The sequence below is a fragment of the Leucobacter sp. NPDC015123 genome (assembly GCF_043080205.1).
In the GTDB taxonomy this organism is placed as follows: domain Bacteria; phylum Actinomycetota; class Actinomycetes; order Actinomycetales; family Microbacteriaceae; genus Leucobacter; species Leucobacter aridicollis_A.
Genome location: NZ_JBIBVH010000005.1, coordinates 64,451 through 89,503, shown reverse-complemented (window position 1 = coordinate 89,503; position 25,053 = coordinate 64,451). Strand labels below are relative to the sequence as shown.

20 protein-coding genes are annotated in these 25,053 nt (G+C 63.7%); 6 read left to right on the top strand and 14 right to left on the bottom strand.

Annotation, left to right across the window (positions count from 1 at the left end):
- Positions 1-107 precede the first annotated feature (107 nt).
- Positions 108-665 carry a hypothetical protein gene (locus tag ACF07D_RS11050; protein ID WP_119284767.1) on the bottom strand — a complete coding sequence of 186 codons (558 nt, stop codon included), beginning with the start codon at positions 663-665 and terminating at the stop codon, positions 108-110.
- A 196-nt stretch (positions 666-861) separates the two neighbouring features.
- On the opposite strand from ACF07D_RS11050, the gene ACF07D_RS11045 reads away from it, so the two are divergent.
- Positions 862-1,314 carry a YdeI/OmpD-associated family protein gene (locus ACF07D_RS11045; protein ID WP_391504932.1) on the top strand — a complete coding sequence of 151 codons (453 nt, stop codon included), beginning with the start codon at positions 862-864 and terminating at the stop codon, positions 1,312-1,314.
- Here the strand turns inward: ACF07D_RS11045 and ACF07D_RS11040 are convergent.
- The 12 genes from ACF07D_RS11040 to ACF07D_RS10985 form a co-directional block, all read right to left on the bottom strand.
- The gene (locus ACF07D_RS11040) at positions 1,311-2,723 is read right to left on the bottom strand and encodes an MFS transporter (RefSeq protein WP_391504931.1); all 1,413 of its coding nucleotides are present in this window, start codon (positions 2,721-2,723) and stop codon (positions 1,311-1,313) included. The two genes, ACF07D_RS11045 and ACF07D_RS11040, sit on opposite strands and share 4 nt — an antisense overlap.
- Before the next feature lie 8 nt (positions 2,724-2,731).
- A complete protein-coding gene (locus ACF07D_RS11035) occupies positions 2,732-3,805 on the bottom strand; it encodes a UDP-phosphate alpha-N-acetyl-D-fucosaminephosphotransferase (RefSeq protein WP_391504930.1) in 1,074 nt (357 codons plus the stop codon).
- On the bottom strand, positions 3,802-5,598 hold the full coding sequence (locus tag ACF07D_RS11030) for an SDR family NAD(P)-dependent oxidoreductase (RefSeq protein ID WP_391504929.1): 1,797 nt from the start codon (positions 5,596-5,598) through the stop codon (positions 3,802-3,804). Before ACF07D_RS11030 ends, ACF07D_RS11035 begins: the two co-directional genes overlap by 4 nt.
- Before the next feature lie 185 nt (positions 5,599-5,783).
- Entirely contained in the window at positions 5,784-6,977 is a 1,194-nt protein-coding gene (tuf, locus tag ACF07D_RS11025) for an elongation factor Tu (RefSeq protein WP_119284771.1), read from the bottom strand.
- A gap of 163 nt (positions 6,978-7,140) precedes the next feature.
- Positions 7,141-9,255: an elongation factor G gene (gene fusA, locus ACF07D_RS11020; protein ID WP_304941393.1), complete on the bottom strand. Its 2,115-nt coding sequence runs from the start codon at positions 9,253-9,255 to the stop codon at positions 7,141-7,143.
- Between the two features lie 99 nt (positions 9,256-9,354).
- Positions 9,355-9,825, bottom strand: coding sequence for a 30S ribosomal protein S7 (gene rpsG / locus ACF07D_RS11015; RefSeq protein ID WP_042544729.1), 471 nt, complete (start codon positions 9,823-9,825; stop codon positions 9,355-9,357).
- A complete protein-coding gene (rpsL, locus tag ACF07D_RS11010; protein ID WP_119284773.1) occupies positions 9,825-10,196 on the bottom strand; it encodes a 30S ribosomal protein S12 in 372 nt (123 codons plus the stop codon). Before rpsL ends, rpsG begins: the two co-directional genes overlap by 1 nt.
- Positions 10,197-10,458: 262 nt before the next feature.
- Positions 10,459-11,091, bottom strand: a complete 633-nt coding sequence (locus ACF07D_RS11005; protein WP_255808260.1) for a spermidine/putrescine ABC transporter substrate-binding protein — start codon at positions 11,089-11,091, stop codon at positions 10,459-10,461.
- Between the two features lie 5 nt (positions 11,092-11,096).
- On the bottom strand, positions 11,097-11,579 hold the full coding sequence (locus ACF07D_RS11000; RefSeq protein WP_119284774.1) for a hypothetical protein: 483 nt from the start codon (positions 11,577-11,579) through the stop codon (positions 11,097-11,099).
- Positions 11,579-12,562, bottom strand: coding sequence for a phage holin family protein (locus ACF07D_RS10995; RefSeq protein WP_119284775.1), 984 nt, complete (start codon positions 12,560-12,562; stop codon positions 11,579-11,581). Before ACF07D_RS10995 ends, ACF07D_RS11000 begins: the two co-directional genes overlap by 1 nt.
- A gap of 564 nt (positions 12,563-13,126) precedes the next feature.
- Entirely contained in the window at positions 13,127-17,017 is a 3,891-nt protein-coding gene (locus tag ACF07D_RS10990; RefSeq protein WP_391504928.1) for a DNA-directed RNA polymerase subunit beta', read from the bottom strand.
- A 73-nt stretch (positions 17,018-17,090) separates the two neighbouring features.
- Positions 17,091-20,606 (bottom strand): DNA-directed RNA polymerase subunit beta, encoded by a 3,516-nt coding sequence (locus ACF07D_RS10985; protein ID WP_391504927.1) that lies wholly within the window; start codon positions 20,604-20,606, stop codon positions 17,091-17,093.
- A gap of 287 nt (positions 20,607-20,893) precedes the next feature.
- Here ACF07D_RS10985 and ACF07D_RS10980 point away from each other — a divergent pair, with 287 nt between their 5' ends.
- The 5 genes from ACF07D_RS10980 to ACF07D_RS10960 all read left to right on the top strand — a co-directional run bounded on the left by ACF07D_RS10980 (position 20,894) and on the right by ACF07D_RS10960 (position 24,403).
- Positions 20,894-22,027: a hypothetical protein gene (locus ACF07D_RS10980; protein WP_391504926.1), complete on the top strand. Its 1,134-nt coding sequence runs from the start codon at positions 20,894-20,896 to the stop codon at positions 22,025-22,027.
- A gap of 71 nt (positions 22,028-22,098) precedes the next feature.
- Positions 22,099-22,743, top strand: coding sequence for a phosphatase PAP2 family protein (locus ACF07D_RS10975; RefSeq protein WP_391504925.1), 645 nt, complete (start codon positions 22,099-22,101; stop codon positions 22,741-22,743).
- Positions 22,744-22,800: 57 nt separating this feature from the next.
- Positions 22,801-23,073, top strand: coding sequence for a glutaredoxin domain-containing protein (locus ACF07D_RS10970; protein ID WP_119284780.1), 273 nt, complete (start codon positions 22,801-22,803; stop codon positions 23,071-23,073).
- A complete protein-coding gene (locus tag ACF07D_RS10965; protein ID WP_391504924.1) occupies positions 23,070-23,933 on the top strand; it encodes a spermidine synthase in 864 nt (287 codons plus the stop codon). The genes ACF07D_RS10970 and ACF07D_RS10965 overlap by 4 nt, the downstream gene beginning before the upstream one ends.
- 2 nt (positions 23,934-23,935) lie before the next feature.
- Entirely contained in the window at positions 23,936-24,403 is a 468-nt protein-coding gene (locus tag ACF07D_RS10960; RefSeq protein WP_119284782.1) for a SprT-like domain-containing protein, read from the top strand.
- Positions 24,404-24,463: 60 nt separating this feature from the next.
- On the opposite strand, the gene ACF07D_RS10955 is transcribed toward ACF07D_RS10960, so the two are convergent.
- Positions 24,464-25,039, bottom strand: coding sequence for a DUF4916 domain-containing protein (locus ACF07D_RS10955; RefSeq protein ID WP_391504923.1), 576 nt, complete (start codon positions 25,037-25,039; stop codon positions 24,464-24,466).
- Positions 25,040-25,053: the final 14 nt, after the last annotated feature.

Below are 25,053 nucleotides of genomic sequence, written 5' to 3'. Positions count from 1 at the left end.
CGGTGTCGGTACGTTTCGTTTGGTGTGCGCTACGGGCGATACGCGTCGGCGCCGAGCAGAATCGGGGGGGGGGCTGCTCGGCGCCGCGTCTAGTCACTTATCCGTTGCTAGTTGCTCTTTGCGATGCTGTTGAAGAGGTAGTCAGCAGTCACCTTCGACTCGTCGAGGTTTGCGGCATTGAACGCCGCTGCATCCTCAACGAACACGTCGACGCGTACCTTTGCGCTCTGGCCCGGGGCGAGCTCGAACGAGTCGGCGCCGTCGAGTCGCATGTCGGCGAGCTTTCCGGTGCTGACGACCGCTCCACCGTCGATTGCGACGCGGGTGTCAAGGGCACCGGCGAGTTGAGCGCCGTTCACACCGCCCGGCTGCAGCTGCGAGGCGAGGGTCACGGTGAGGGTGGCGTTCGTCGAGGTGTTCGTAGCCGTGTAGTAGCCGGTCACGGCTTCGCCGTCCATCCCGCCAGTGAATGTGTTCGTCATCGGGGCACCGGTAACCTTGAGCTCGCCGTCGGCGGAGGTGTCCGAGATCTTGGTGTCAAACACGTTGTCGAAAATCGTGCTGTTTGCGGTGACAAGCGCGCCGCCGACCGTGACGCCGGCAATCAGCAGGAGCGAGCCGCCAGCGATCGCGAGCTTCTTCTTGGTGGATGTCTGCGTAGCCATGGGGATACCTTTCTCAGGGGGTGTGTGAGCGGGCCGTGCGAGTGACTGTGCGATTCGCGCTGGCCTCGAATACGAGTCAACAGGCCGCGCAGGGTGCCCCCACGGGTTACGGGTCAATCTGCGGGGTCTCTCGCCGAGATCTACGCGTGATCGAATTCCATCTACGTCCAGCGCGCCTGGGTGCATACTTGAGCCCATGAGCCTCATTGTCACTCTCACCCTCGAACCCGTCGGCCCGGCAACGGCGATCACACTCACTGAGGAGCAGGTCGTGCTACTCGGCGCGGGCAAGCGCGCCCCAGTCGTCGTCGACATCGGAGGCCGAACCGCCCGCATGCGAATCGCGAGTATGGGTGGCGATTACGTCATCGGTATCTCGAAAGCGAACCGGGTCGCTCTCGGCGTTGAGATCGGCGACACAGTGACAGCGACGATCTCTGTCGACGCTGTCGAGCGCACTGTCGAGGTGCCTCCCGAGTTGGCCTCAGCCCTCGCCGACCGCGTCGGGGCGCGTGACGCGTTCGACGCGCTGTCGTACACGCAACGCAAGGAGCACGTGGCAGCGGTCAACGGCGCCAAGCGATCCGACACCCGGGAACGCAGAATCGCCGGGATCCTTCACTCCCTGGCTCCCACCCCCGAGAGTTAGGCTTCGTCGAGTGACTTGCCCCTGAATTCAACGAGCGCCCACGCTGCGGCCGCCGCGAGTAGGAAGAACACAGCGAAGACTGTAAACGTCAGGCCTGCACCGCCGGCCGCGAGCATCACGGGTACGAGAAGTGGCGCCGCGATCGAGGCGATTCGCCCGAACCCCGCGGCCCAGCCAGCGCCCGTGCCGCGGAGCGACGTTGGATAGATCTCGGGGGTGACCGCGTACAGCGCACCCCAGGCACCCAGGTTGAAGAACGAGAGCGCCATGCCCGCGGCGACGATCGCTGTCTCCGTCTCCGCCGTGCCGAACGCAATCGCAGACGCCGCGGAGCCGACAAGGAACACCGACAGGGTGAGTCGGCGCCCCCACTTCTCGATGAGCCAAGCTGCCACGGCATAGCCCGGGAGCTGCGCAAGCGTGATGAGCAGCGTGAAGCCGAACGAGCGCACCAGGCCAAACCCAGCGTCGACAAGGATCGACGGAATCCAGATGAACGCACCGTAGTACGCGAAGTTCACACAGAACCACACAGCCCAGATCGCGGCCGTGCGGGTGCGATACGCGGGCGCCCAGATCGCCGCGAGTCTGTTGCGCACAGGCTGAACTACCGCTGCATCGGCTCGGACAGATGCGGCAGGCTCAGCGAGCTCCTCGCTGCGCGACGCAGTTGCAGTCTCGGCGCCGACCGCGCCAGCGTGCGCGGCGGTGGCGCGGAGAGGCGCTGAGGCTTCAAACTCGGCGACGACACTCTCGGCTTCGGCAGTGCGGCCCCGAGAGGCGAGCCAGCGCGGGGACTCGGGGAGGCCAAGACGTACGACGAGCGCATAGACCGCCGGCACCGCACCGATTGCGAAGGCCCACCGCCAGCCGTTCTCCGAGGCCGGCACCACGAAGTAGCCGATGACCGCGGACGCTGTCCAACCGACAGCCCAGAACGCCTCGAGGATGACGATGATGCGGCCGCGGATACGGGCAGGGGCGAACTCCGAGACATACGTGGAGGCGACAGGAAGCTCAGCGCCGAGGCCAAGACCAACGAGGAATCGGAAGATGAGCAGGAGCGCAAGCCCGCCCACGAGCGCGCTCGCGCCGGTCGCGAGGCCGTAGACGAGTAGCGTGAGCGCAAAGACCTGCCTGCGCCCGATCCGGTCGGCGAGAAGACCACCGAGGCTCGCGCCGATAGCCATTCCAAGAAAACCGACCGAGGCGATGAGCCCGCCCTCACCCTTCGTCAACCCCCAGTGCTGGGTGAGCGCGGCGATGATGAACGAGATCAGCCCGACGTCCATGGCGTCGAGCGCCCAGCCGAGCCCCGATCCCGAGAGCACGCGAAGGTGCTTCCGGGTAAATGACAGCGCATCAAGGCGCTCTGAAACGGTTCGGGTTGTCTCACTCACAGGGTTCATCCTATGAGTCAGCTGGACGATGCGGGAAACTTCTTCTCGAGGAGCCGCGGCATGAGCTGGTACGCCACAACGAGCGCGAGCCCGAGCGCGAGCAGCAAGAGCCACCAGATCGGCCCCACGAAGAACGAGGCAAGTCCGAGAGCCGAAGCCGCGAGGGTGAACCCGGCGTTGATGCCGGAAGCCGCTAGGTGCGGCATGCCAAGCTGCTGCAGGCGTTGGTACGCGTGCTCCTTGTGCGGCTCGTCCCACTTGTGGCCGGCGCGCACTCGCTTCACGAGCGTCGTACCGACATCACCGAAGTAGATGACCATCGGGCCGATCGTCGCGAGAACGGGAACACCGGTGAGGAGTGCGGCAAAGCTCGTCACTGCGACTGCGCCGCCAAGCATGTAGCTGCCGACATCACCGGGAAACGCTCCCGGCTTTGTGAGGTTCCACGGAAGAAAGCCCGCCCAGCCGGCGGCAAGTACGAGCCCAGCGATAACGAGCCAGTGCTGGCCGCTCAGCCATCCAGCGGCAGCAAACGCGAGGCCAGCGATGAGCCCGTGGAGCCCGCTGATTCCGTTCAGCCCATCCATGAAGTTCGCGACGTTGATGTAGCTCGAGATGAACAGCACGGCGTAGACGAAGAGAGCCGCGAGCGCCCACACGGGGAGGGTCGCCGCGTCGATCCCCTGTACGGCTCCGCGATCCGCCGCTCGGGCGAGCACGAGCAGCGCGAGCGCTGAGCCAGCTGCAATCGCGAGCAGCACAGCGCTTCGAATCGGCACGCTCAGCCCCCGGATATCCTCGCTCAGGCCAAGCAGCCCCGCGGCGAGCGTCGCAAGCGTGACTGTGAGCAGAAAGCGCCAGTCGGCACCAGCTGGCTCAAGCGAAAACGCGAGCCAAGTGAAGCAGGCTTCAACGGCCACAACCGCGATGAGCACTGCGAGTCCGAGACCGCGGAGCACAGGCCGCTCGTGCGACGACCGGTGATTCGGCACGTCGACGATTCCAAGCTTCACGAGCAGCGGCCTGACCGCGAACGGCAACAGGACGCTCAACATGAATGCGGCGCCGAAAGCGAGACCCGAGATGTTCACTGGACCCGCCCCTCTGCTTCGTCGGTGAGGTCGAGGCGCGCAACCCAGCCATCGTGGTCAAGAATGTCGGGGCTAATCACACCGATGTGCGCGTGCGAGATCTTCGGGTGGAATGGCCGCTCGTTGCCCTCGCCGTCGCCGGTGAGCACTTCGTGCAACTTCTCGCCGTGGCGGAGACCGGTGTAGACGATGTCAATCTCCTTACCCGACTGCGCGATCATGCGCTTCGCGACATCCAGAATGCGCACGGGCTCCCCCATGTCGAGAATGAGCACTTCCCCCGGGCGGCCAATGCCGCCTGCCTGGATCACGAGCTGGGATGCCTCCGGGATCGTCATGAAGAAGCGTGTCGCCTCGGGGTGTGTTACCGTCACCGGCCCACCCTTCTCAATGAGATTGCGGAACGTGGGGAGCATAGACCCCCGGCTGCCAATGACATTTCCGAACCGTACCGAGAGGTAGCGGCCGCCAGTCTGTTCCGCCATCCATCCAGTGAGCTTCTCCGCGACCCGCTTCGAGTGGCCGAGCACACTCGTCGGGTTCGCAGCCTTGTCCGTAGAAATGTTCACGAACGTGCCGACGTTCACCGAGCGGGCGGCGTTCAGCACATTGAGCGTGCCGACGACGTTCGTCTTCCATGCCTCGTCCGGGTACTGCTCAAGCATCGGGAGGTGCTTGAGCGCAGCAGCGTGGAACACGACCTCGGGCTGGCGCTCCTGGAAGATCTCACGGACTGCCTCGGCGTCACGGATGTCGGCGAGCACAACATCGTTCGTGTCGAGCAGGCCGTGCCCAGCGATCGAAATCTGCACCTCTTGCAGCGCAGTCTCGTCGCGGTCGAGCATGATGAGCTCTTTCGGCGCAAAGTTGATGAGCTGCCTGCACAGCTCCGATCCGATCGAGCCGCCTGCGCCAGTCACGAGTACACGCTTGCCCTGCAGGTAGTCCGCGATCGACTCGGTGCTGAGTCGAACCGGATGGCGTCCGATAATGTCTTCAATCGATAGCTCACGCACGTTCGAGATAGACGCAGAATTGTCAAGCAGCTGGTTGAGTGGCGGAAGCACCATCACGTTCACGCCGAGCTTGTCCGCGTCCTCGTCGAGCCTGCGGAGCATGCCCGCATCGGCGTCGCCGATGCACACAAGAATCGCCGTCGCACCAGTCGCGCGCACCGCCTGCTCAAGATCCTGGATCCCGCCAAGGACCTTGACCCCGCGAACCTCCTGGTTGCTCTTATCGGGGTCATCGTCGAGAAAGCCGACGGGCAGATACTCCGACTTCGCATCGGTCAGGAGGCGTTTCGCGGTCTGCACGCCCAGATAGCCAGAGCCATACAGCAGCACCCGCTCAGCCTTCGCCGGCTTCAGGTTACGCTCTTTCAAGATTCGAATGATGTAGCGCGCGACGCCCATCACCGAGAAGGTGATCGGCGCGGCGATGACGAGCGTGCTGCGCGGAATACCATTGCCGTACCCAACAAGGAAGGCGAACACCCAGGTGACCGCAGTGACCGCAGTGACGTTAAACACCACTGCTCGCACTTCGTCGAAGCTGCCGATCTGGTAGCGGCTGCGATACACCCAGAAGACCCAGCCGAACACAAGCTGCAACGCGGCCGCAACACCGATGACAGCGAGCGTCCACCCCCAGTGAATGCGCGTGAACGCGAAGTCAAAGCGAAGCACGAGCGCGATGATGATGCCAAGCGCCCACGCCATCACGTCGAGCAGGTACAGGCCACCGTAGGTCTCAACGAAGTGTGCAAACCGACCGCTCGCAGGCTTCCGCACGCGCCCTCCTCGTCTCCGTGGGCACTCGGCCCCAAACGCTCGGCGTAACCCGAACGTTATGAATGAATAGGTTCAAGGATAGCGCGGTGGAGCCTGTGCACGGGACGCACTCCCCGGGAGACGCAAAGAACCCCGGAGGTTTCCCTCCGGGGCTCTTTTACAGTTCAGAGACTGTCGGCTGTGACTTAGGAAATAACCTTGGTCACGGTGCCGGCGCCAACGGTGCGTCCACCCTCACGGATAGCGAAGCCGAGGCCCTCTTCCATAGCGATCGGCTGGATCAGCTCGACCGTCATGTCGGTGGTGTCGCCGGGCATAACCATCGGCTTGTCCTCGGGCAGCGTGATAACACCGGTCACGTCAGTCGTACGGAAGTAGAACTGCGGACGGTAGTTCGTCTCGAACGGGTTGTGGCGGCCGCCCTCTTCCTTCTTCAGGATGTAGGCAGTGCCCTCGAAGTTGGTGTGCGGGGTGATCGAGCCGGGCTCGACGATAACCTGACCGCGCTCAACTTCCTCGCGCTTGGTGCCGCGAAGCAGGAGGCCACAGTTCTCGCCTGCCCATGCCTCGTCGAGCTGCTTGTGGAACATCTCGATACCGGTCACGGTGGTCTTCTGCGTGGGACGCAGGCCAACGATCTCGATTTCCGAGTTGATCTTCAGCGTGCCACGCTCGGCGCGACCCGTAACAACGGTGCCACGACCGGTGATCGTGAAGACGTCCTCAACAGGCATGAGGAACGGCTTGTCACGGTCACGTACGGGGTCGGGAACGCTGTTGTCGACAGCTTCCATGAGCTCGAGAACGGAGTTAACCCACTTCTCTTCGCCCTGGAGGGCCTGGTAGCCCGAAACGCGGACGACGGGGACGTCGTCTCCCGGGTAACCCTGCTTCGAGAGCTCCTCACGGACCTCCATCTCGACGAGCTCGAGGATTTCCTCGTCGTCGACCTGGTCGCACTTGTTGAGCGCAACGAGGAGGTAAGGAACGCCGACCTGCTTTGCAAGGAGGATGTGCTCCTTGGTCTGAGCCATCATGCCGTCAGTAGCAGCAACCACGAGGATCGCGCCGTCCATCTGAGCAGCACCGGTGATCATGTTCTTGATGTAGTCAGCGTGGCCGGGTGCATCAACGTGAGCGTAGTGACGCTTCGGGGTCTCGTACTCAACGTGCGAGATGTTGATGGTAATGCCGCGCTGGCGCTCCTCGGGAGCGGAGTCAATCGTCGCGAAGTCACGCTGGACGTTCGTGTCCGACGGGTACTTGTCGGCGAGCGTCTTCGAGATTGCTGCGGTAAGGGTGGTCTTACCGTGGTCAACGTGACCGATCGTTCCGATGTTTACGTGCGGCTTGGTCCGCTCGAACTTGGCCTTCGCCACTATGGTCCTCCTCAGGACAGTCATGTGCCGTTTTCCCTCTTGACGGTTTCGAGAGGGCACGATCACAGGGTGTGTACTTATGTTACAAGCTCTGGCCTATCTGCGCGACCTGAGCCGGGTGATCAGGGGCGAGACACGCCCGCCCCCGATCGATGGGGCAATGTTACTCGCCCTTAGCCTTCTGAACGATCTCATCGGCCACGGCCTTCGGCACCTCAGCATAGGAGTCGAAGGTCATCGAGAACACTGCACGACCGCTGGTCTTCGACCGGAGGTCGCCAATGTACCCGAACATTTCTGAAAGCGGAACCAGCGCACGGACGACCTTGACGCCCGAAGCGTCTTCCATCGACTGGATCTGGCCACGGCGGGAGTTGAGGTCGCCGATCACGTCGCCCATGTACTCCTCAGGAGTACGGACCTCAACGGCCATCATGGGCTCGAGCAGCACGGGCTGAGCCATGCGTGCGGCCTCCTTGAAGGCCATCGAGCCGGCGATCTTGAACGCCATCTCAGACGAGTCAACATCGTGGTACTGGCCGTCGAGCAGCTGCGCCTTGATGCCCACGACGGGGAAGCCAGCGAGGATGCCGTACTGCATTGCATCCTGGATACCGGCGTCGACCGACGGGATGTACTCGCGAGGAACGCGACCACCGGTCACCTTGTCCTCGAACTCGTAGATCTTGTCCGACTCGACCTCGAGCGGTGCGAGCGAGATCTGCACCTTTGCGAACTGACCGGAACCACCGGTCTGCTTCTTGTGGGTGTAGTCGTACTTGGGAACAGCCTTGCGGATGGTCTCGCGGTATGCGACCTGCGGCTTACCAACGTTCGCCTCAACCTTGAATTCACGCTTCATGCGATCGACAAGGATGTCGAGGTGGAGCTCGCCCATACCCGCGATAACGGTCTGGCCGGTCTCGGCGTTGAGGCTCACGCGGAACGTGGGGTCCTCTTCAGCGAGCTTCTGGATCGCGGTGCCGAGCTTCTCCTGGTCGCCCTTGGTCTTCGGCTCGATTGCAACCTCGATGACGGGCTCGGGGAAGGTCATCGACTCGAGCACAACCTGGTTGTTCGGATCCGAGAGGGTGTCACCGGTGGTGGTGTCCTTCAGACCAATAACAGCGTAGATGTTGCCCGCGGTGAGCTCGTCAACAGGGTTCTCCTTGTTGGCGTGCATCTGGAAGATCTTGCCGATGCGCTCCTTCTTGCCCTTGGTCGAGTTCACGACCTGCGCGCCCGACTCAACCTGACCCGAGTACACGCGAACGTAGGTGAGGCGACCGAAGAACGGGTGCACTGCAACCTTGAACGCGAGCGCCGAGAACGGCTGGTCCGACTTCGGGAGGCGCTCGATGACAATCGACTCGTCACGCGGGTCGTGCGCCTCGATAGCGCCGACGTCGAGCGGGTTCGGGAGGAAGTCAACAACCGCGTCGAGCATCGGCTGGATGCCACGGTTCTTGAAGGCCGAGCCGCAGTAGACGGGGTAGATCTCGTTGTTGACGACGAGCTTGCGGATGCCAGCCTTGATCTCGTCAACGCTGATCTCCTCGCCGCCGAAGAACTTCTCGAGGAGCGCGTCGTCGGTCTCGGCGACGGTCTCGACGAGCTTCTCGCGGTACTCCTTCGCCTTCTCGACGAGGTCAGCGGGGATCTCCTGGGTCTCGTAGTTCGCCCCGAGAGTAACGTCACCCTTCGAGTCGCCCTCCCAGACGAACGCCTTCATCGAGAGCAGGTCGACGACGCCAATGAAGTCAGACTCCGAACCGATCGGGAGCTGCATGACGAGCGGCTTCGCGCCCAGGCGGTTGATGATGGTATCTACGGTGAAGTAGAAGTCGGCACCCATCTTGTCCATCTTGTTGACGAAGCAGATGCGCGGAACGCCGTACTTGTCAGCCTGACGCCAGACGGTCTCCGACTGGGGCTCAACGCCCTCCTTGCCGTCGAACACTGCGACAGCACCGTCGAGAACGCGGAGCGAGCGCTCCACCTCGACGGTGAAGTCAACGTGGCCGGGGGTGTCGATGATGTTGATCTGGTTCTTGTTCCAGAAGCAGGTCACGGCGGCAGACGTGATCGTGATGCCGCGCTCCTTCTCCTGCTCCATCCAGTCAGTCGTCGCGCCACCGTCGTGGGTCTCGCCCAGCTTGTGGTTCACACCCGTGTAAAACAGGATGCGCTCGGTGGTGGTGGTCTTGCCGGCATCGATGTGGGCCATGATGCCGATGTTACGGACCTTACTCAGGTCGGTGAGCACGTCTTGTGCCACGGGGGTCTCCTCCGGGGTGGGGATTTAAGAGTGTGGGTTGCGGGCGAACCCGCAAGCGGGAGGCGGTTCGGATAGCGAGCCACCTCCCACTTCAGATGACTACCAGCGGTAGTGAGCGAACGCGCGGTTCGACTCTGCCATCTTGTGCGTGTCCTCGCGGCGCTTCACAGCGGCACCCAGGCCGTTGGATGCGTCGAGAATCTCGTTGGTGAGGCGATCCGTCATCGAGTTCTCGCGACGGGCCTTTGCGTAGCTCGTGAGCCAGCGCAGTGCGAGCGTGTTCGCACGGTGCGGCTTGACCTCAACGGGCACCTGGTAGGTCGAGCCACCGACACGGCGCGAACGTACCTCAAGGGTGGGGCGCACGTTGTCGAGCGCCTTCTTGAGTACGACCACGGCATCCTGGCCGCTCTTCTCAGCAACGACCTCGAGCGCGTTGTACACAATGCGCTCTGCGAGGCCCTTCTTGCCGTCAACAAGAATCTTGTTGACGAGCTGGCTGACGATGGGTGCGCCGTAAACCGGATCGGCGACTACGGGACGCTTGGGAGCAGGTCCTTTACGGGGCATTACTTCACCTTCTTTGCACCGTAGCGGCTACGAGCTTGCTTGCGGTCCTTGACCGCCTGCGTGTCGAGTGCGCCGCGCACGATCTTGTAACGAACACCGGGGAGGTCCTTCACACGACCACCGCGCACGAGCACCATCGAGTGCTCCTGCAGGTTGTGGCCCTCACCTGGGATGTAGGCCGTGACCTCGGTACCGTTCGAAAGCTTCACACGAGCGACCTTACGCATCGCCGAGTTCGGCTTCTTGGGGGTGGTGGTGTACACACGGGTGCACACACCGCGCTGCTGAGGGTTCGCCTTCAGTGCGGGAGCCTTGGTCTTGGTGACCTTCGGCGTCCGCCCCTTGCGAACCAGCTGCTGAATAGTAGGCACTGATTCTCCTAGTAGGTCCTGCACGGTGACAGGAATGCTTCAAATGGGCGAGCATTTGCACGAGCTTGCACTCACGCGGAGCTGCTGGACCTCCGGCCGAAACCGAAGAACCGAGTGCAGCTATGCCGTGGGGGTTTCAGCTCTGGGAGCGAGTGACCCTTGGAGTCCTCCGCCCGCGTCCGCGCACGCGCGAAGCAGGTGGAGTGCACCAAGGAACAACTTTACGCGTTGTTAGGTCTCGGCGCAAGGGTGCGTACGCGGACTACGTCGGCGGCTCGAGCTGCCGCGACAAGTCGTCAAGCATCGCCTGCACCTGCGGCTCGACAAACCTGTTAATCGCTGCCGCGATCCTGGGACGGTGGGCCATGAGCGCAAAGCACACATCATTCCCCGCATTGGTTGCCTGCAGGTCGGCGAGGTGAATCTCCCGGCGCAGCTGTTCCTTCTCCTCATGGCTCAGCGGGGGCCGCGGTAGCGGCGGCTCCGGCTGGACCTCGGCGGCGAGGCCAGCGAGCGTGAAGAGGAAGGGCTGCCCGCTTTCAGTTGGTTCGGGATCAGGGTCGAGACCGTCGTATTCTGGGTCAAGGCCAGCTGCGGGATCGTATCCGCCAACGCGCCACATGTCGGCACCGCTCAGCTCGGCGTGAAGCACCGGCAGGTGCTCGGCCGTGTATTCGTCAACGACGCGGTCAATGATCCGCTGAACTCGAGACACGAGGGCGTGTTTCACCTGGTGTGGCGTTCCGTCTGGGATCCCTGAGGCGACAAGCACTGGAGAGCCAGTGCACCGACGGCAGATCCGGCTGCGCGCCCGATACCCGGCGGGTTCCCATCTCGGAACCCACTCGAGCCACGCGTCAACCGCACTGTCTACGCGCTCATCAATCGCACCCACCGAAGCTACTCCTGGCCCTCACGCCGCTCCCACGGCCACTGCGGCGTGGGACGGTCAGTGTAGATCCGTCGCGCAAGCACGAGCCAGAACAACGTCACGGCGATGACCCAAATCGGGATCAGCACGATCGCAAACGGGCTGAACCATGTCTCGCCAGTGCTCAGCCCGGCCGCAATGCCGCAGAGGCCCCACACGAGATAGACACCGAACCCAGCCCCCACCATGATTCCGCCCACCGGGGTCTTACGGCCGCGCAGCAGCGAGAGCGCCTGCTGCCACAACAGCGCTCCAAGGAGCGCCAGCCCGAGCCCAATACTGACGATGCCGAACCAGAGGGGCACGTCCTCAGTCTCGATAGGCTCGCGCCCGAGCGCCATTCCGAGAAGCCCCCACACGGCGACAACGATCGCCGCAGCAACCACGAGGGTCGCGCCAAGCAGCCCGAGGACATACCCTCGGGTCACTCCCCGCTTGGCGCCCTCGGTCATTACTGCTTCGCCCGCACCTCGGCAAGGGCAGCCTCGTACTCCTCGAGCAGGGCCGCGTTCTTCGCGGTCATGCGGCGGCCGCGCGAACCGATCCAGGCTCCAAACCACACTGCGACCTCGCGAGCGAGAATCGCGGCTCCGAGCGTCGGCACCGTGAACGCGAGCTGCCGTGCTGTCTCCACAAACCCTTTAGCCCCATCGACAGCCTCGTACGGGCCGCCTGTCAGCGCGAATGTCGCGGTCGTCGCGACCCACACGATAATGCCAACGAACAGGCTGAAGATCACGTAGGCCCACCAGCCCGCACGACCAAAGATGAGCACCAGAATCGCGAGCCCGACGAAGAACGCGACAACGCCCGCGATGAATCCCCACGAAGTGACCCACGGCAAAAGCCCCTCGGTCAGGAACGTCGAGGGCGGGAAGTCTCGCGCGATCATCGCCGAAACGATGCCCGCGTACAGCACGGCGAAGGCGACGGCCCCGAGCAACGCGATCAGCACGCCCGCAGCGCGGTTGCCCCTGAGGTCTGGCGGCATCGGCGACTGCATGTAGAGCGCAGCCATCGGATGATCAGCGCTGATCCTGATCTCGCCATCACGGGCAGGGTCTGCGAACTGCACTCCTGGCGCGGCGACAGGTACCTCAGGGGCGGCCGCGGCCGACGGCAGATCCTCGACGGGCGGGATGCGCGACGGCTGCTCCCCCGGCGTCTCAATATCGAGCTGCGTATCCACGCTTGCAGCCTGCTCACGGTGCGCCTGCTCAGCGAAAGCCTCAGCGCCAGCGGCCACGGCCGTCTGCGCGTCGCCTACTGACGAGTCGACCACTGCGCCCGATGCATCAACGACGATGACCTCTTTTGCCGGGTCCTCGACGGCTCCCGTCGCGCGGTCGACCGCGTCCTGCACAGCCGTATCGCTGGCTGCCTGTTCTTCGACCGGCGCACCGGGATCGACGGGTGTCTCGCGCTCATCGCTCATCGCTCTACCTCTCGCGTGCCTTACTTTCTGCCGCCACGATACAAGCTCCGCAGTGAAAATGGGCGATCCCGCGCGGGAATGGGGTGCGAAACAGTGTTTCTCGCGAACAAGCCGGTGGCGCTGCAACTCATCTCAGGGGCGGTGGCCTCACCCTGCTTCCGGCCCCGGCCCGCGCCCGGCAGATCTGCAATTCCAATGTCGATCCGGCACCACACAGGCATTGTTACTGCAGATCCCATTGCGTGTGAGGGCAGTCTCCACAGTCAATCCAGCCACAACTACCAACCGCCTGCCCGCGAGCCGCCGACCTCCGGCCCTCGGCCAGTGCCCGGCAGATCTGCACACCATATGTCGATTCAGCGCCGAAGCTACATCACAATTGCAGATCCCATACCGCTTGTTGGACGCCCCGGGCTGCAAGGCCGGCAGCAAGTGAACGAGGTCGACTTGGCCAGGTGCCCCCACGCGGGAGCACCCAACGAACACAAAAGCGGGCCCCCACCCGAAGGTGGAGGCCCGCTTTTCGGTCTGACCGGCTACCCGCGAGGCGGGCAGCCGAACCCGCTAGCTGTAGTTGCCGGGGTTGAACTCGTCAGAGGTGAAGGTGTCGAAGTCGACGAACGAGAAGTCGTTCTCGTCGAACGTGCCCTCGCCCGCGTACATGCGGTTCGGGTAACGCTCGGCGCGAGCCTCTTCCGTAGCCGAAACCTCGACGTCGGTGTAGGTGCTCAGGCCCGTACCAGCCGGGATGAGCTTACCGATGATGACGTTCTCCTTGAGGCCGACGAGCGGATCCTTCGATCCCTCCATCGCAGCCTGCGTGAGCACGCGGGTGGTCTCCTGGAAGGAGGCCGCCGAGAGCCACGACTCGGTCGCGAGCGATGCCTTGGTGATACCCATGACCTCGGGGCGCGCGGTCGCCGCACGCTTGCCGTCAACGAGTGCCTCGCGGTTGATGCGCTGGTAGCGCGACCGGTCGACGAGCTCGCCCGGGAGCAGCTCTGTCTCGCCGTGGTCGACAACGGTGACCTTGCGGAGCATCTGGCGAACGATGACCTCGATGTGCTTATCGTGGATCGGCACGCCCTGCGAACGGTAGACGCCCTGCACGCCCTCAACAAGGTACTTCTGCACTGCGCGCTCACCTGGGATGTGCTTGCCGCCCTCGGTCGAACCGACCTGAAGGATGTCCTTCGGGTCGAGCGTTCCCTGGATGAACGGCTGGCCGAGCTCAACGTGCTGACCGTCCTCGACGATGAGCGTCGAACGCTTCAGTACGGGGTACTGCTTCTCCTCGGTGCCATCGTCAGGTGTGAGGATCAGGCGGCGGCTCTTCTCGGTGTCTTCGATCGTGATACGGCCTGCGGCCTCAGCGATCGGCGACGCACCCTTCGGGGTACGAGCCTCGAAGAGCTCCTGCACGCGGGGAAGACCCTGCGTGATGTCGTCAGCCGAAGCCGAACCACCGGTGTGGAAGGTACGCATGGTCAGCTGGGTACCCGGCTCACCAATCGACTGTGCCGCGATGATGCCGACGGCCTCGCCGATGTCAACGCGCTGGCCGGTCGCGAGTGAACGGCCGTAGCAAGTCGCACAGACGCCAACCGCAGACTCACAGGTGAGCACGGAGCGCACCTTGATCTCGGTCACGCCAGCGCCGACGAGCATGTCGATCGCAACGTCGCCCACGTCGGAGCCCGCAGCAGCAACAACGTCACCTGCAGCGTTCACCGCGTCAGCAGCGAGGGTACGAGCGTAGACCGAGTTCTCGACGTTCTCGTCGCGAACGATCTGGCCGTCAACCTCAGCCGCGATCGGCAGGTCGAGGCCGCGGCGCGTGCCGCAGTCTTCCTCGCGGATGATGACATCCTGCGAGACGTCAACCAGACGACGCGTCAGGTAACCCGAGTCGGCGGTACGAAGCGCGGTATCGGCAAGACCCTTACGTGCACCGTGGGTCGCGATGAAGTACTCCGCCACCGACAGGCCCTCGCGGTACGAGTTAATGATCGGGCGCGGGATAATCTCGCCCTTCGGGTCGGACACGAGGCCACGCATACCGGCGATGTTACGGATCTGCAGCCAGTTACCACGAGCACCCGACGACACCATGCGGAAGATGGTGTTGTCTGCGGGGAATGCGTCGCGCATGGCCTCGGCGACCTCGTCGGTTGCCTGGGTCCAGATCTTCACGAGATCTGCGTGACGCTCCTGCTCGGTGATGAGACCGCGGTCGAAGCGCTTCTGCACTGCGGCTGCTTCGGTCTCGTGTGCGGCGAGGATCTCGGCCTTGTTCGACGGTGTCACGATGTCAGACAGCGCAACGGTCACACCCGAACGGGTTGCCCAGTGGAAACCGGCATCCTTGATGCGGTCGAGGGTCGCAGCGACCTCCACCTTCGGGTAGCGCTCTGCGAGGTCGTTGACAAGCGTCGAGAGCGTGCCCTTGTCGGCAACCTGCTCGAAGTACACGTAGTCAGCGGGCAGCGCCTCGTTGAAGATCGCGCGGCCGAGAGTGGTCTCGACGAGCACGGGCTTCTCCGAAGTGACACCCGAAGCGTCGGTGTATCCGGTCAGGCGGATCTTCGCGAGCGCACCGAGGTCGAGCGTGTGCTCGTCCATGGCCAGGATCGCTTCGGCGATCGAGCCGAACGCACGGCCTTCGCCGACAGCACCAGGCTTCACCGTGGTGAGGTGGTGCAGACCGATGATCATATCCTGCGAGGGCAGGGTGACCGGGCGGCCGTCAGACGGCTTCAGGATGTTGTTCGATGCGAGCATGAGCACGCGTGCCTCAGCCTGCGCCTCAACCGACAGCGGCAGGTGAACTGCCATCTGGTCGCCGTCGAAGTCAGCGTTGAACGCTGCACATACGAGCGGGTGTAGCTGGATAGCCTTGCCCTCAACGAGCTGCGGCTCGAACGCCTGGATGCCGAGGCGGTGCAGGGTAGGTGCACGGTTCAGCATGACTGGGCGCTCGCGGATGATCTCCTCGAGTACGTCCCAGACCTCTGAGCGCGAACGCTCGACCATGCGCTTCGCGGCCTTCACGTTCTGTGCGTGCGAGAGGTCCATGAGGCGCTTGATAACGAACGGCTTGAACAGCTCGAGCGCCATCTGCTTCGGAAGACCACACTGGTGCAGCTTGAGCTGCGGGCCAACGACGATCACCGAACGGCCCGAGTAGTCAACGCGCTTACCGAGCAGGTTCTGACGGAAACGACCCTGCTTGCCCTTGAGCATGTCAGAGAGCGACTTGAGCGCACGGTTGCCGGTGCCCGTAACGGGGCGGCCGCGGCGGCCGTTGTCGAACAGTGCGTCGACGGCTTCCTGCAGCATGCGCTTCTCGTTGTTCACGATGATCTCGGGGGCACCGAGATCGAGCAGGCGGCGCAGACGGTTGTTGCGGTTGATCACACGACGGTAGAGGTCGTTGAGATCCGAGGTCGCGAAGCGGCCACCGTCGAGCTGCACCATCGGGCGAAGCTCGGGCGGGATCACGGGAACGACGTCGAGCACCATAGCGGCCGGGCTTGCACCGGTCTGCAGGAAGGCGCTGACGACCTTCAGGCGCTTGATCGCACGGATCTTCTTCTGGCCCTTGCCCTCGGCGATCTGAAGGTGAAGCGTCTCGGCCTCTGCCTCAAGGTCGAACGCCTCAAGGCGCTTCTTGATGGCCTCCGCGCCCATGTAGGCCTCGAAGTAGTCGCCGTAGCGGTCCATGAGGTCTGCGAAGACAGCGTCCTCGGGCTTGAGGTCGCCAACCTTGAGGTTGCGGAAGTCGTCCCAGACGCGCTCGAGACGAGCGATGTCGTCGTCGAAGCCGCGGCGGATCAAGGTCATGTCCTTCTCAGCCGAGGCCTCTGCGCGGCGGCGCTGGTCAGCCTTCGCGCCCTCAGCCTCGAGCGCAGCTAGATCGGTCTCAGCCTGCTGCTGACGCTGAGCAACAGCGATGTCACGCTGATCGGACAGTGCCTTCAGCTCGAGCCGCAGCTCGGCCTCAAGCTCTGCCATGTCTTCGTGGCGGCCCTCTTCATCGATGTCGATGATCATGTAGGCGGCGAAGTAGATGACCTTCTCGAGGTCCTTCGGCGCCATGTCGAGCAGGTAGCCGAGGCGTGACGGCACGCCCTTGAAGTACCAGATGTGGGTCACGGGAGCTGCGAGCTCGATGTGGCCCATGCGCTCACGACGAACGCTCGACTTGGTGACCTCTACGCCACAACGCTCACAAACGATGCCCTTGTAACGCACACGCTTGTACTTGCCACACGCGCACTCCCAGTCGCGGCTAGGACCGAAGATCTGCTCGCCGAACAGACCATCCTTCTCAGGCTTCAGCGTGCGGTAATTGATTGTCTCCGGCTTCTTGACCTCGCCGAACGACCAGCCACGGATATCTTCGGCGGTCGCCAGACGAATCTGCAGCTCATTGAAACTCGTACCCTCGAGCAAAATGTTCTCCTTGGTGAAAACTTAAAATTTCTGAAGCGGCGGCGGCCCCGCCCGTAGGCGGGGCGCAGCCTACTTAGATCTCGTCAGCCGAAGCTGCCTCGAAGCGAGTGGACAGGTTAATACCGAGCTCTTCCGCTGTGCGGTGCGCCTCGTCGTCGTTGTCGCGCAGGCTGACGGCGTTGCCGTCGGCTCCGAGCACCTCAACGTTCAGGCAGAGCGACTGCATTTCCTTCATGAGCACTCGGAACGACTCGGGCACGCCCGGCTCCGGAATGTTCTCGCCACGGACGATGGCCTCGTAGACCTTCACGCGGCCGAGGATGTCGTCGGACTTGACCGTGAGCAGCTCCTGGAGCGCGTACGCGGCACCGTAGGCCTCGAGGGCCCACACTTCCATCTCACCGAAGCGCTGTCCACCGAACTGCGCCTTGCCACCGAGGGGCTGCTGGGTGATCATCGAGTACGGGCCAGTCGAACGCGCGTGGATCTTGTCGTCGACGAGGTGGTGCAGCTTCAGGATGTACATGTAGCCGACCGAGATCGGGTACGGGTACGGCTCGCCCGAGCGACCGTCAAACAGACGGGTCTTTCCGCTCGAGTCGATGAGGCGCTCACCGTCACGGTTCGGAGTCGTCGAGTCGAGGAGACCCGCGATTTCGAGCTCCGAGGCGCCGTCGAACACGGGGGTCGCAACCTTCGTGTTCGGCTCAGCCTGGAGCGCCGACTCAGCAAGCTTCGCAGCCCACTCAGGCGAACCGTCGACCTTCCAGCCCTGCTTCGCGATCCAGCCGAGGTGGATCTCGAGGACCTGACCGAAGTTCATTCGGCCCGGGATACCGAGCGGGTTGAGGATCACGTCGACAGGCGTTCCGTCTTCGAGGAACGGCATGTCCTCGACAGGCAGGATCTTCGAGATGACGCCCTTGTTGCCGTGACGGCCAGCAAGCTTGTCGCCCTCGGTGATCTTACGCTTCTGCGCAATGTAGACCACTACGCGCTGGTTGACGCCCGACCCGAGGTCATCGTCGTTGTCGTTCTCAGCGTCGAACACCTTCACGGAGGTGACGGTGCCTGCAACGCCGTGCGGCACCTTCAGCGAGGTGTCGCGAACCTCGCGGCTCTTCTCGTTGAAGATTGCGCGGAGCAGGCGCTCCTCGGCCGAGAGCTCGGTCTCGCCCTTCGGGGTCACCTTGCCGACGAGGATGTCGCCCGGGTTGACCTCTGCGCCGATCCGGATGATGCCGCGCTCGTCGAGATCCTTCAGCGCTTCCATGCTCGCGTTGGGGAGATCGCGAGTGATCTCTTCCTTACCGAGCTTGGTGTCGCGCGCGTCGACGTCGTACTCCTCGATGTGGATGGACGACAGCGTGTCGTCCTTCACGAGGTTCTGGCTGAGGATGATCGCGTCCTCGAAGTTGTGACCCTCCCACGGCATGAACGCTACGAGGAGGTTCTTGCCAAGCGCGAGCTCACCGTTCTCGGTTGCGGGGCCGTCGGCGATAACCTCGCCGGCCTCGATCCGCTCGCCAGCCTTGACGATGACGCGGTGGTTGTAGTTCGTGCCCTGGTTCGAGCGGTCGAACTTGCGCATGTAGTACTTCTTCGTGCCGCCCTCATCGAGCATCACGGTGACTACGTCAGCCGACACGTCCTGGATCACGCCAGCCTGCTCAGCGACGATAACGTCGCCGGCGTCGATGGCTGCGTAGCCCTCCATGCCGGTGCCGACAAGCGGCGACTCGGAGCGAACGAGCGGAACAGCCTGACGCTGCATGTTCGCACCCATGAGCGCGCGGTTCGCATCGTCGTGCTCGAGGAACGGAATCAGCGAAGTCGCAACCGACACCATCTGGCGGGCCGAGACGTCCATGTACTGAACCTGGTCGGCGTCGACGAGCTGCACCTCGGAGCCACGGGGGCGAGCGAGGACCTGCTTCTCGGCGAACTTGCCGTCCTTGTCGACGGGAGCACCGGCCTGCGCGATGAGGAACTCGTCCTCTTCGTGGGCGGTGAGGTAGTCGACCTGGTCGGTGACGGTGCCGTCAACGATGCGACGGTACGGGGTCTCGATGAAGCCAAAGGCGTTGATGCGTGCGAACGTTGCGAGCGCACCAATCAGACCAATGTTCGGGCCTTCAGGGGTCTCAATCGGGCACATGCGGCCGTAGTGCGACGGGTGAACGTCTCGCACCTCGACGCCTGCGCGGTCACGGGAGAGACCACCGGGGCCGAGCGCCGACAGACGACGCTTGTTGGTGAGGCCCGCGAGCGGGTTGTTCTGGTCCATGAACTGCGACAGCTGCGAGGTTCCGAAGAACTCCTTGATCGCTGCGAGCACGGGACGCGTGTTGATCAGCGTGTTCGGCGTGATCGCTTCGATGTCCTGCGTGGTCATGCGCTCGCGGACGACGCGCTCCATGCGGCTGAGGCCCGTGCGGACCTGGTTCTGGATCAGCTCGCCAACGGCGCGGATACGACGGTTGCCGAAGTGGTCAATGTCGTCGGTGTCCAGGCGGTTGTCGAATGCCTTGCCCTCGCGGGTGCCGGGAAGCGTCTCGGTGCCTGCGTGCAGGCCGACGAGGTACTTGATCGTCGCAACGATGTCTTCGAGCGAGAGCACCGAGTCGGTGATCGGAGCCTCGAGGCCGAGCTTGCGGTTGATCTTGTAGCGGCCGACCTTCGCGAGGTCGTAGCGCTTCGGGTTGAAGTAGCTGTTGTCGAGGAGCGCGCGCGCAGCCTCGATCGCAACCTGCTCGCCCGGGCGCTGCTTGCGGTAGATGTCCTTGAGGGCTTCCTCTTGAAGGCTGACGCCTTCCTTCTCGACGATGCCGTCCTTCTCAAGGGTGAGGGCGATCGACTCGTACCCTGCGAACTCCTCGAGGATCTCGCCGGTTGTCATGCCGAGCGCCTTCAGGAACACGGTGACCGACTGCTTGCGCTTGCGATCGATACGGACGCCGACCTGGTCACGCTTGTCGATCTCGAACTCGAGCCATGCACCGCGGCTCGGGATGACGCGTGCCGAGAACACGTCCTTATCGGAGGTCTTCTCCTGCTGACGCTCGAAGTAGACGCCGGGCGAACGGACGAGCTGCGACACGATGACGCGCTCGGTGCCGTTGATGATGAAGGTGCCCTTGTCTGTCATGAGCGGGAAGTCGCCCATGTAGACAGTCTGGCTCTTCAGCACCTGGGTCTCGGTGTTGTAGAACGCCGCCTCAACGTAGAGGGGAGCCGAGTAGGTCTTGCCACGCTCCTTGCACTCGTCGATCGAGAACTTCTGCTCGTCGAGGATCGGGTTCTCGAACGAGAGCTGCATGGTGCCAGCGTTGTCCTCGATCGGGGACATCTCCTCGAAGATCTCCTCGAGACCGCTCTTCAGCGCGATGTCATCGCGCCCCTGAGCCTGTGCCTCTTCGACGCGTGCAGACCACGCGTCGTTGCCGACGAGCCAGTCGAAGCTCTCGAGCTGTAGTGCCAGCAGGTTCGGCACCGACAGCGTGTCGGAAATCTTGGCGAATGAGAGTCGCGAGTGGTTGCGACCGTTCTTCGGATTATTGGTGGACGATGCGTTGCGCGCAGCAGCCAAGGAAGTACCTCCGTGGGCCCCGTCGGGCCGATTGACTTGGTCTTGCGAAGAAATGCTCTGCGGTCACACGGGGTTCATATGCGCTTTCGCGCCAACTCCCGGGGCCTTCCGCTATATGAAGGCAGACTCGTGTCCATAGTGCAGCTTTCTACTGTAACACCATCGTTACCTGCTGACAAGGACTTCTTTGCTCCCGGTTGCGAGGGTCTCCCGCAAGCGTGCAAGACTGTACAACGTGTGTGGGGGCACGGACCAAACATTCCGGCACCCCAGGAGCAGTGAAGCGAGTGACTTCTCACGCATCAGCGCACAACCCCCGCCCGGTAGGCACGCCCGTCCCACCCCTGTTGCCCGGGCCACTCTCAGTCGGCACGATCATCTCGCGAGGATTCACCGCGGTTACCCAGAACCTGAAACCCCTCGTGGTGTGGGCGATGCTTCTGCCCCTGGCGGTTCACCTTGTGTTTGCAGTGCCGACAGCAGTGTTCGATGCTGCTGGCATCGGGGAACCAGGTGGCCCCCGCGCAGACGCAAGCACTATCGGCATCGCCCTGCTGACATTCTTCACGTCGATCATCTATCTCGTGATCTCGATGCTTGGCGGAGCGGTCCTGCAGGGCTACGTGGCCAACGGCGTGCGCTTTGAGGCACTCGGGCACCGCGCAACCGCAGGCGAGTTGTGGGCGGCGACTCGCGCGCAGCTTGGCAGGCTCATGGGGTACGGCGGCCTTCTCTTGGCGTTCGGGATCGCCTTGGCCATTGTCATGGGTATCGTCGTGTTCGTTGTTGCATTCGTGGTCGCTACGGTCGCCGCCGCGACTTCGGCCGTAGGCCCTGCCCTACTGCTGTTCGCGCTCCTGGGCCTCGGAATCGCGGTCCCGCTCTCGTGGCTGTCGGTGCGCATCACCCTCGCCCCCGCCATCATCGTCTGCGAGCATGTCACCGCGTGGGCTGCACTTCGGCGTTCGTGGGAGCTCACTCGCGGGCGCGGCTGGCGGCTGGTAGGCGTGTACGTCCTCCTTGGGCTCGCGTACATTGCCTTCGTCGGCGTGCTCACGCTCATCGTCGTGGTACTTATCGCCGCGCTTTTGCCGAACGCTGTCTTAGAGACAGGGATCACCGGCCCGCGCGTACTCGCCACCTACCTCGGGAGCCTCCCCGTGTTCATCGGCAGCGCCGGGCTTCTGCCGGTGTCGGCCGTTGTGGCCGCGAACGCCTACCTTGACGCTCGCACGCGAAGCGATGCGCTGGCGTTCTCGCTGTACAACTATCACTCAGCGCGGGCGGCCGGGTACGCGCCAGCACAGCTTGCAGATCCGTTTGTCGCCGCGCCGCCAGCTCCGCCAACACCGACGGCCGGCCCCTACTCTCCACCGGCTGGCCCGGTTCCGACTGATCCGCCGGGGCCCTACCCCGGCTGATCCTCGCGGGGTTCAGCTTCCCCGAAGCTCCCTACCAGCCACACGGCAGGCACGGCCGTTACTGTGAAGGAATGCATTCCAAGCCCGTGCTCCCAGTTCTCTGGGCGTCTCTCGCGATCCTCGCGGTGGCCGGGCTCGGTGCGTACTTCCATTTCGTCCAGAGCGGACCACTCCCCCTCGACAATTCATGGCGCGAGGCAGCACGGCTTTCGCCGGGGTCGGTCTCCTTCACTGTCGCAGCGTTCATGGCAGAGATCGGCTCGGGTGTCGGCGTCGCTGCGTGCGGTGCCGTCGCTTGCGCGCTACTGCTCACCCGCCGGTTTCTGCGGGAGGCCGCCGCGCTCGCGACCGCTCTGCTCCTCGGCGTCGCACTCTCAGAGACTCTGAAGTACCTGGTTGCGCGACCGCGTCCAATGGAGGCACTGTATCCGTGGGATGGGTCCTCCTTCCCGTCTGGGCATTCGATGGGGGCGGCCGCGCTCGCGGTATCGCTTGCCTACGCGGTCTCTTCCGTGTACGAGAGCGGGGCGACATTTGTCACAAAGTCGTCGGTGGCCTGGATCTGGATCGCTGCTGTCGCCTGGACACTTGCGATGATGTGGAGCCGGACCGCACTCGGCGTGCACTATCTGAGCGACACTGTCGCTGGCGCACTTGTCGGCGTTTCCGCGGCTGTCATCGCTCGCAGGGTATGGCACAGACCGCCGACGAGATAATCCACAGGTGCGCGAAGCCCGCCCCACGTCGATGGTGAAGAACGTAAGATTAGCGGCATGAGCGAGAACGAGCAGACCGAGACCCCCAGCATCCGCATCTTCGGCGCTGACTGGTGCGGCGACTGCCGACGCGCGAAGCGTGTGTTCGGCGAAGCACAGGTCGCCTACGAGTGGATTGACCTTGTCGAGACCCCGGAGGCGGCGGACGTTGCTGCCGACATCAGCGGTCGCAAGAATATCCCTGTCATCACGTATCCAGATGGCACCCATCAGGTCGAGCCGAGCGATGCAGATATGCGCTCGAAGCTCGCCGAGCTTGGGCTGGTGTGATCCTCCCCGAGCCCGTCACACTCGCCTCTGGGCGCACGGCATCAATTGAGGCCGATAAGTGGGTCGACGGCGCCATCGAGCTCGTGATCGACGGGACCCCACAGTCACACGTGAACCTGCGTGACCCGTCCGATCTCTTCTTTGAGTACATGCGGCGCATCGGCCACGTCATCGATCTGTTTCGGCCCCCAAGCGAACCCATTTCGGCGCTCCACCTAGGTGGCGGGGCGTTCTCACTTCCCCGCTACGTCGAGGCGACGAGGCCTGGGAGCCGCCAGCAGGTCGTTGAGCTTGAAAGCGCGCTCGTTGATCTCGTACGCGAGGCCGCCCCGCTTCCAAAGCGAGCAAGTATCCGGGTGCGCCACGGCGACGCGCGCGCCGTACTCGGCAAACTCCCCGCGGGAATGCATGGCGCAATGGACCTCGTTGTTGTTGACATCTTCTCGGGCTCCCAAACTCCAGCCCACGTCTCGAGTGTGGAGTTCTATGAGCTCGTGCGCCCGCTCCTCGCTCCGAACGGTCTGGTGGTTGTCAACGCGGCTGACGGAACCGGACTTCCATTCGTGCGCGGCCAGCTTGCGACGCTCAAAGCGCTGTTCTCTGAGGTCGTCGCCGTCGCCGAACCCCAGGTGCTGAAGGGCCGCCGGTTTGGCAATGTCGTCATCATCGCCTCAAACGCGGCTCCAGGCTCCCCCGTTGGCGAGCTCGACTGGCTCCCGCGGCTCCTCGCAGGCGGACCTCACCCGGCGCGGCTGCTGGAGGGCCGAGAGCTCACAGAGCTCGTAGGTTCGACCCGAGCCGTCACTGATGCGACGGCCGTCGACTCTCCCGCGCCTTCGCCAGGCATCTTCGGCGCCTAGCAATGAGTGAACTCGACCGCGTCAGGCACTGGGCCAACGCGCTGATCAGGCATCACCTAGACCCGCTATTCGGGTCCGGCGAATGGACGTTCGCATTCGACAATGCGAAGCGGCGTGCGGGGCTCTGTAACTACACGGATCGCCGCATCAGCGTCTCGAAGTATCTTGCCGAGAAATTTGACGACGACGAGGTCCACCAAATCCTGCTCCACGAGGTCGCACATGCGATCGCGGGGCCTGCAGCCGCTCACGGACCGAAGTGGGCGCGCATCGCCCGCGATCTCGGATACGTTGGCGGGCGCACGCATCAGGGCGAGATCGCCCACGAGCGCGCGCCCTGGGTGGGTCGCTGCCCAGGCGGGCACGAGCACTACCGGTTCCGCAAGCCCGTGCGCGAAGCGTCGTGCGCGAAGTGCTCCAGGGGGTTCTCACGGGCGCACCTCATCGTGTGGGAGCGCCGGGCCGCGTAAGTACCCGCGATTCGCAGACCAGCAGCCCGCAGCACCTCAGCACCTCAGCACCTCAACACCTCAGCAGCCGACAGTGCTCAAAACTTGGCGCAGCAGCTCGCCGCGCCCGCCTGGAAGCTCTGAAAGGGTGTCAGCAGCAAGCGCGTCCTCCGGGGTCATCCAGGTCACCTCAAGCGCGTCTTGGCGGGGGTCGCAGCTGCCCGTCACTGGCACAACGTATACGAGTGAGACGGCATGTTGACGCTCGTCGACGTACTGCGAGATGCCAGGCATCGGGAAGTACTCGGCGACCTGTGCGGGCATCAGCGTCGTCGGCATCTGTGGAAACGCCATCGGCCCGAGATCGTTCTCGAGGTGGCGAAAGAGCGCCTCACGCAACGGCTCCCCGAACCGCACTCGACCGGAGACGAATGCCCGCGTCAGGTGTCCCTCCGGTGTGCTGCGGAGCAGCAAGCCAACCTCGATGACTTTGCCGAGGCCGTCGAGCCTCACTGGCACGGCCTCGACGTACAGCACAGGAATCCGGCCGCGCACGAAGAGCAGTTCTTCCTCGTTGAGCCAGCCCGGATTCCCTGCGGGCGCGGGGCGATCCTCCGGGCCGTCGGGGTCTGGAAGGTCTGCGGTTCCTATCGCCATGCTCTTATTCTGCC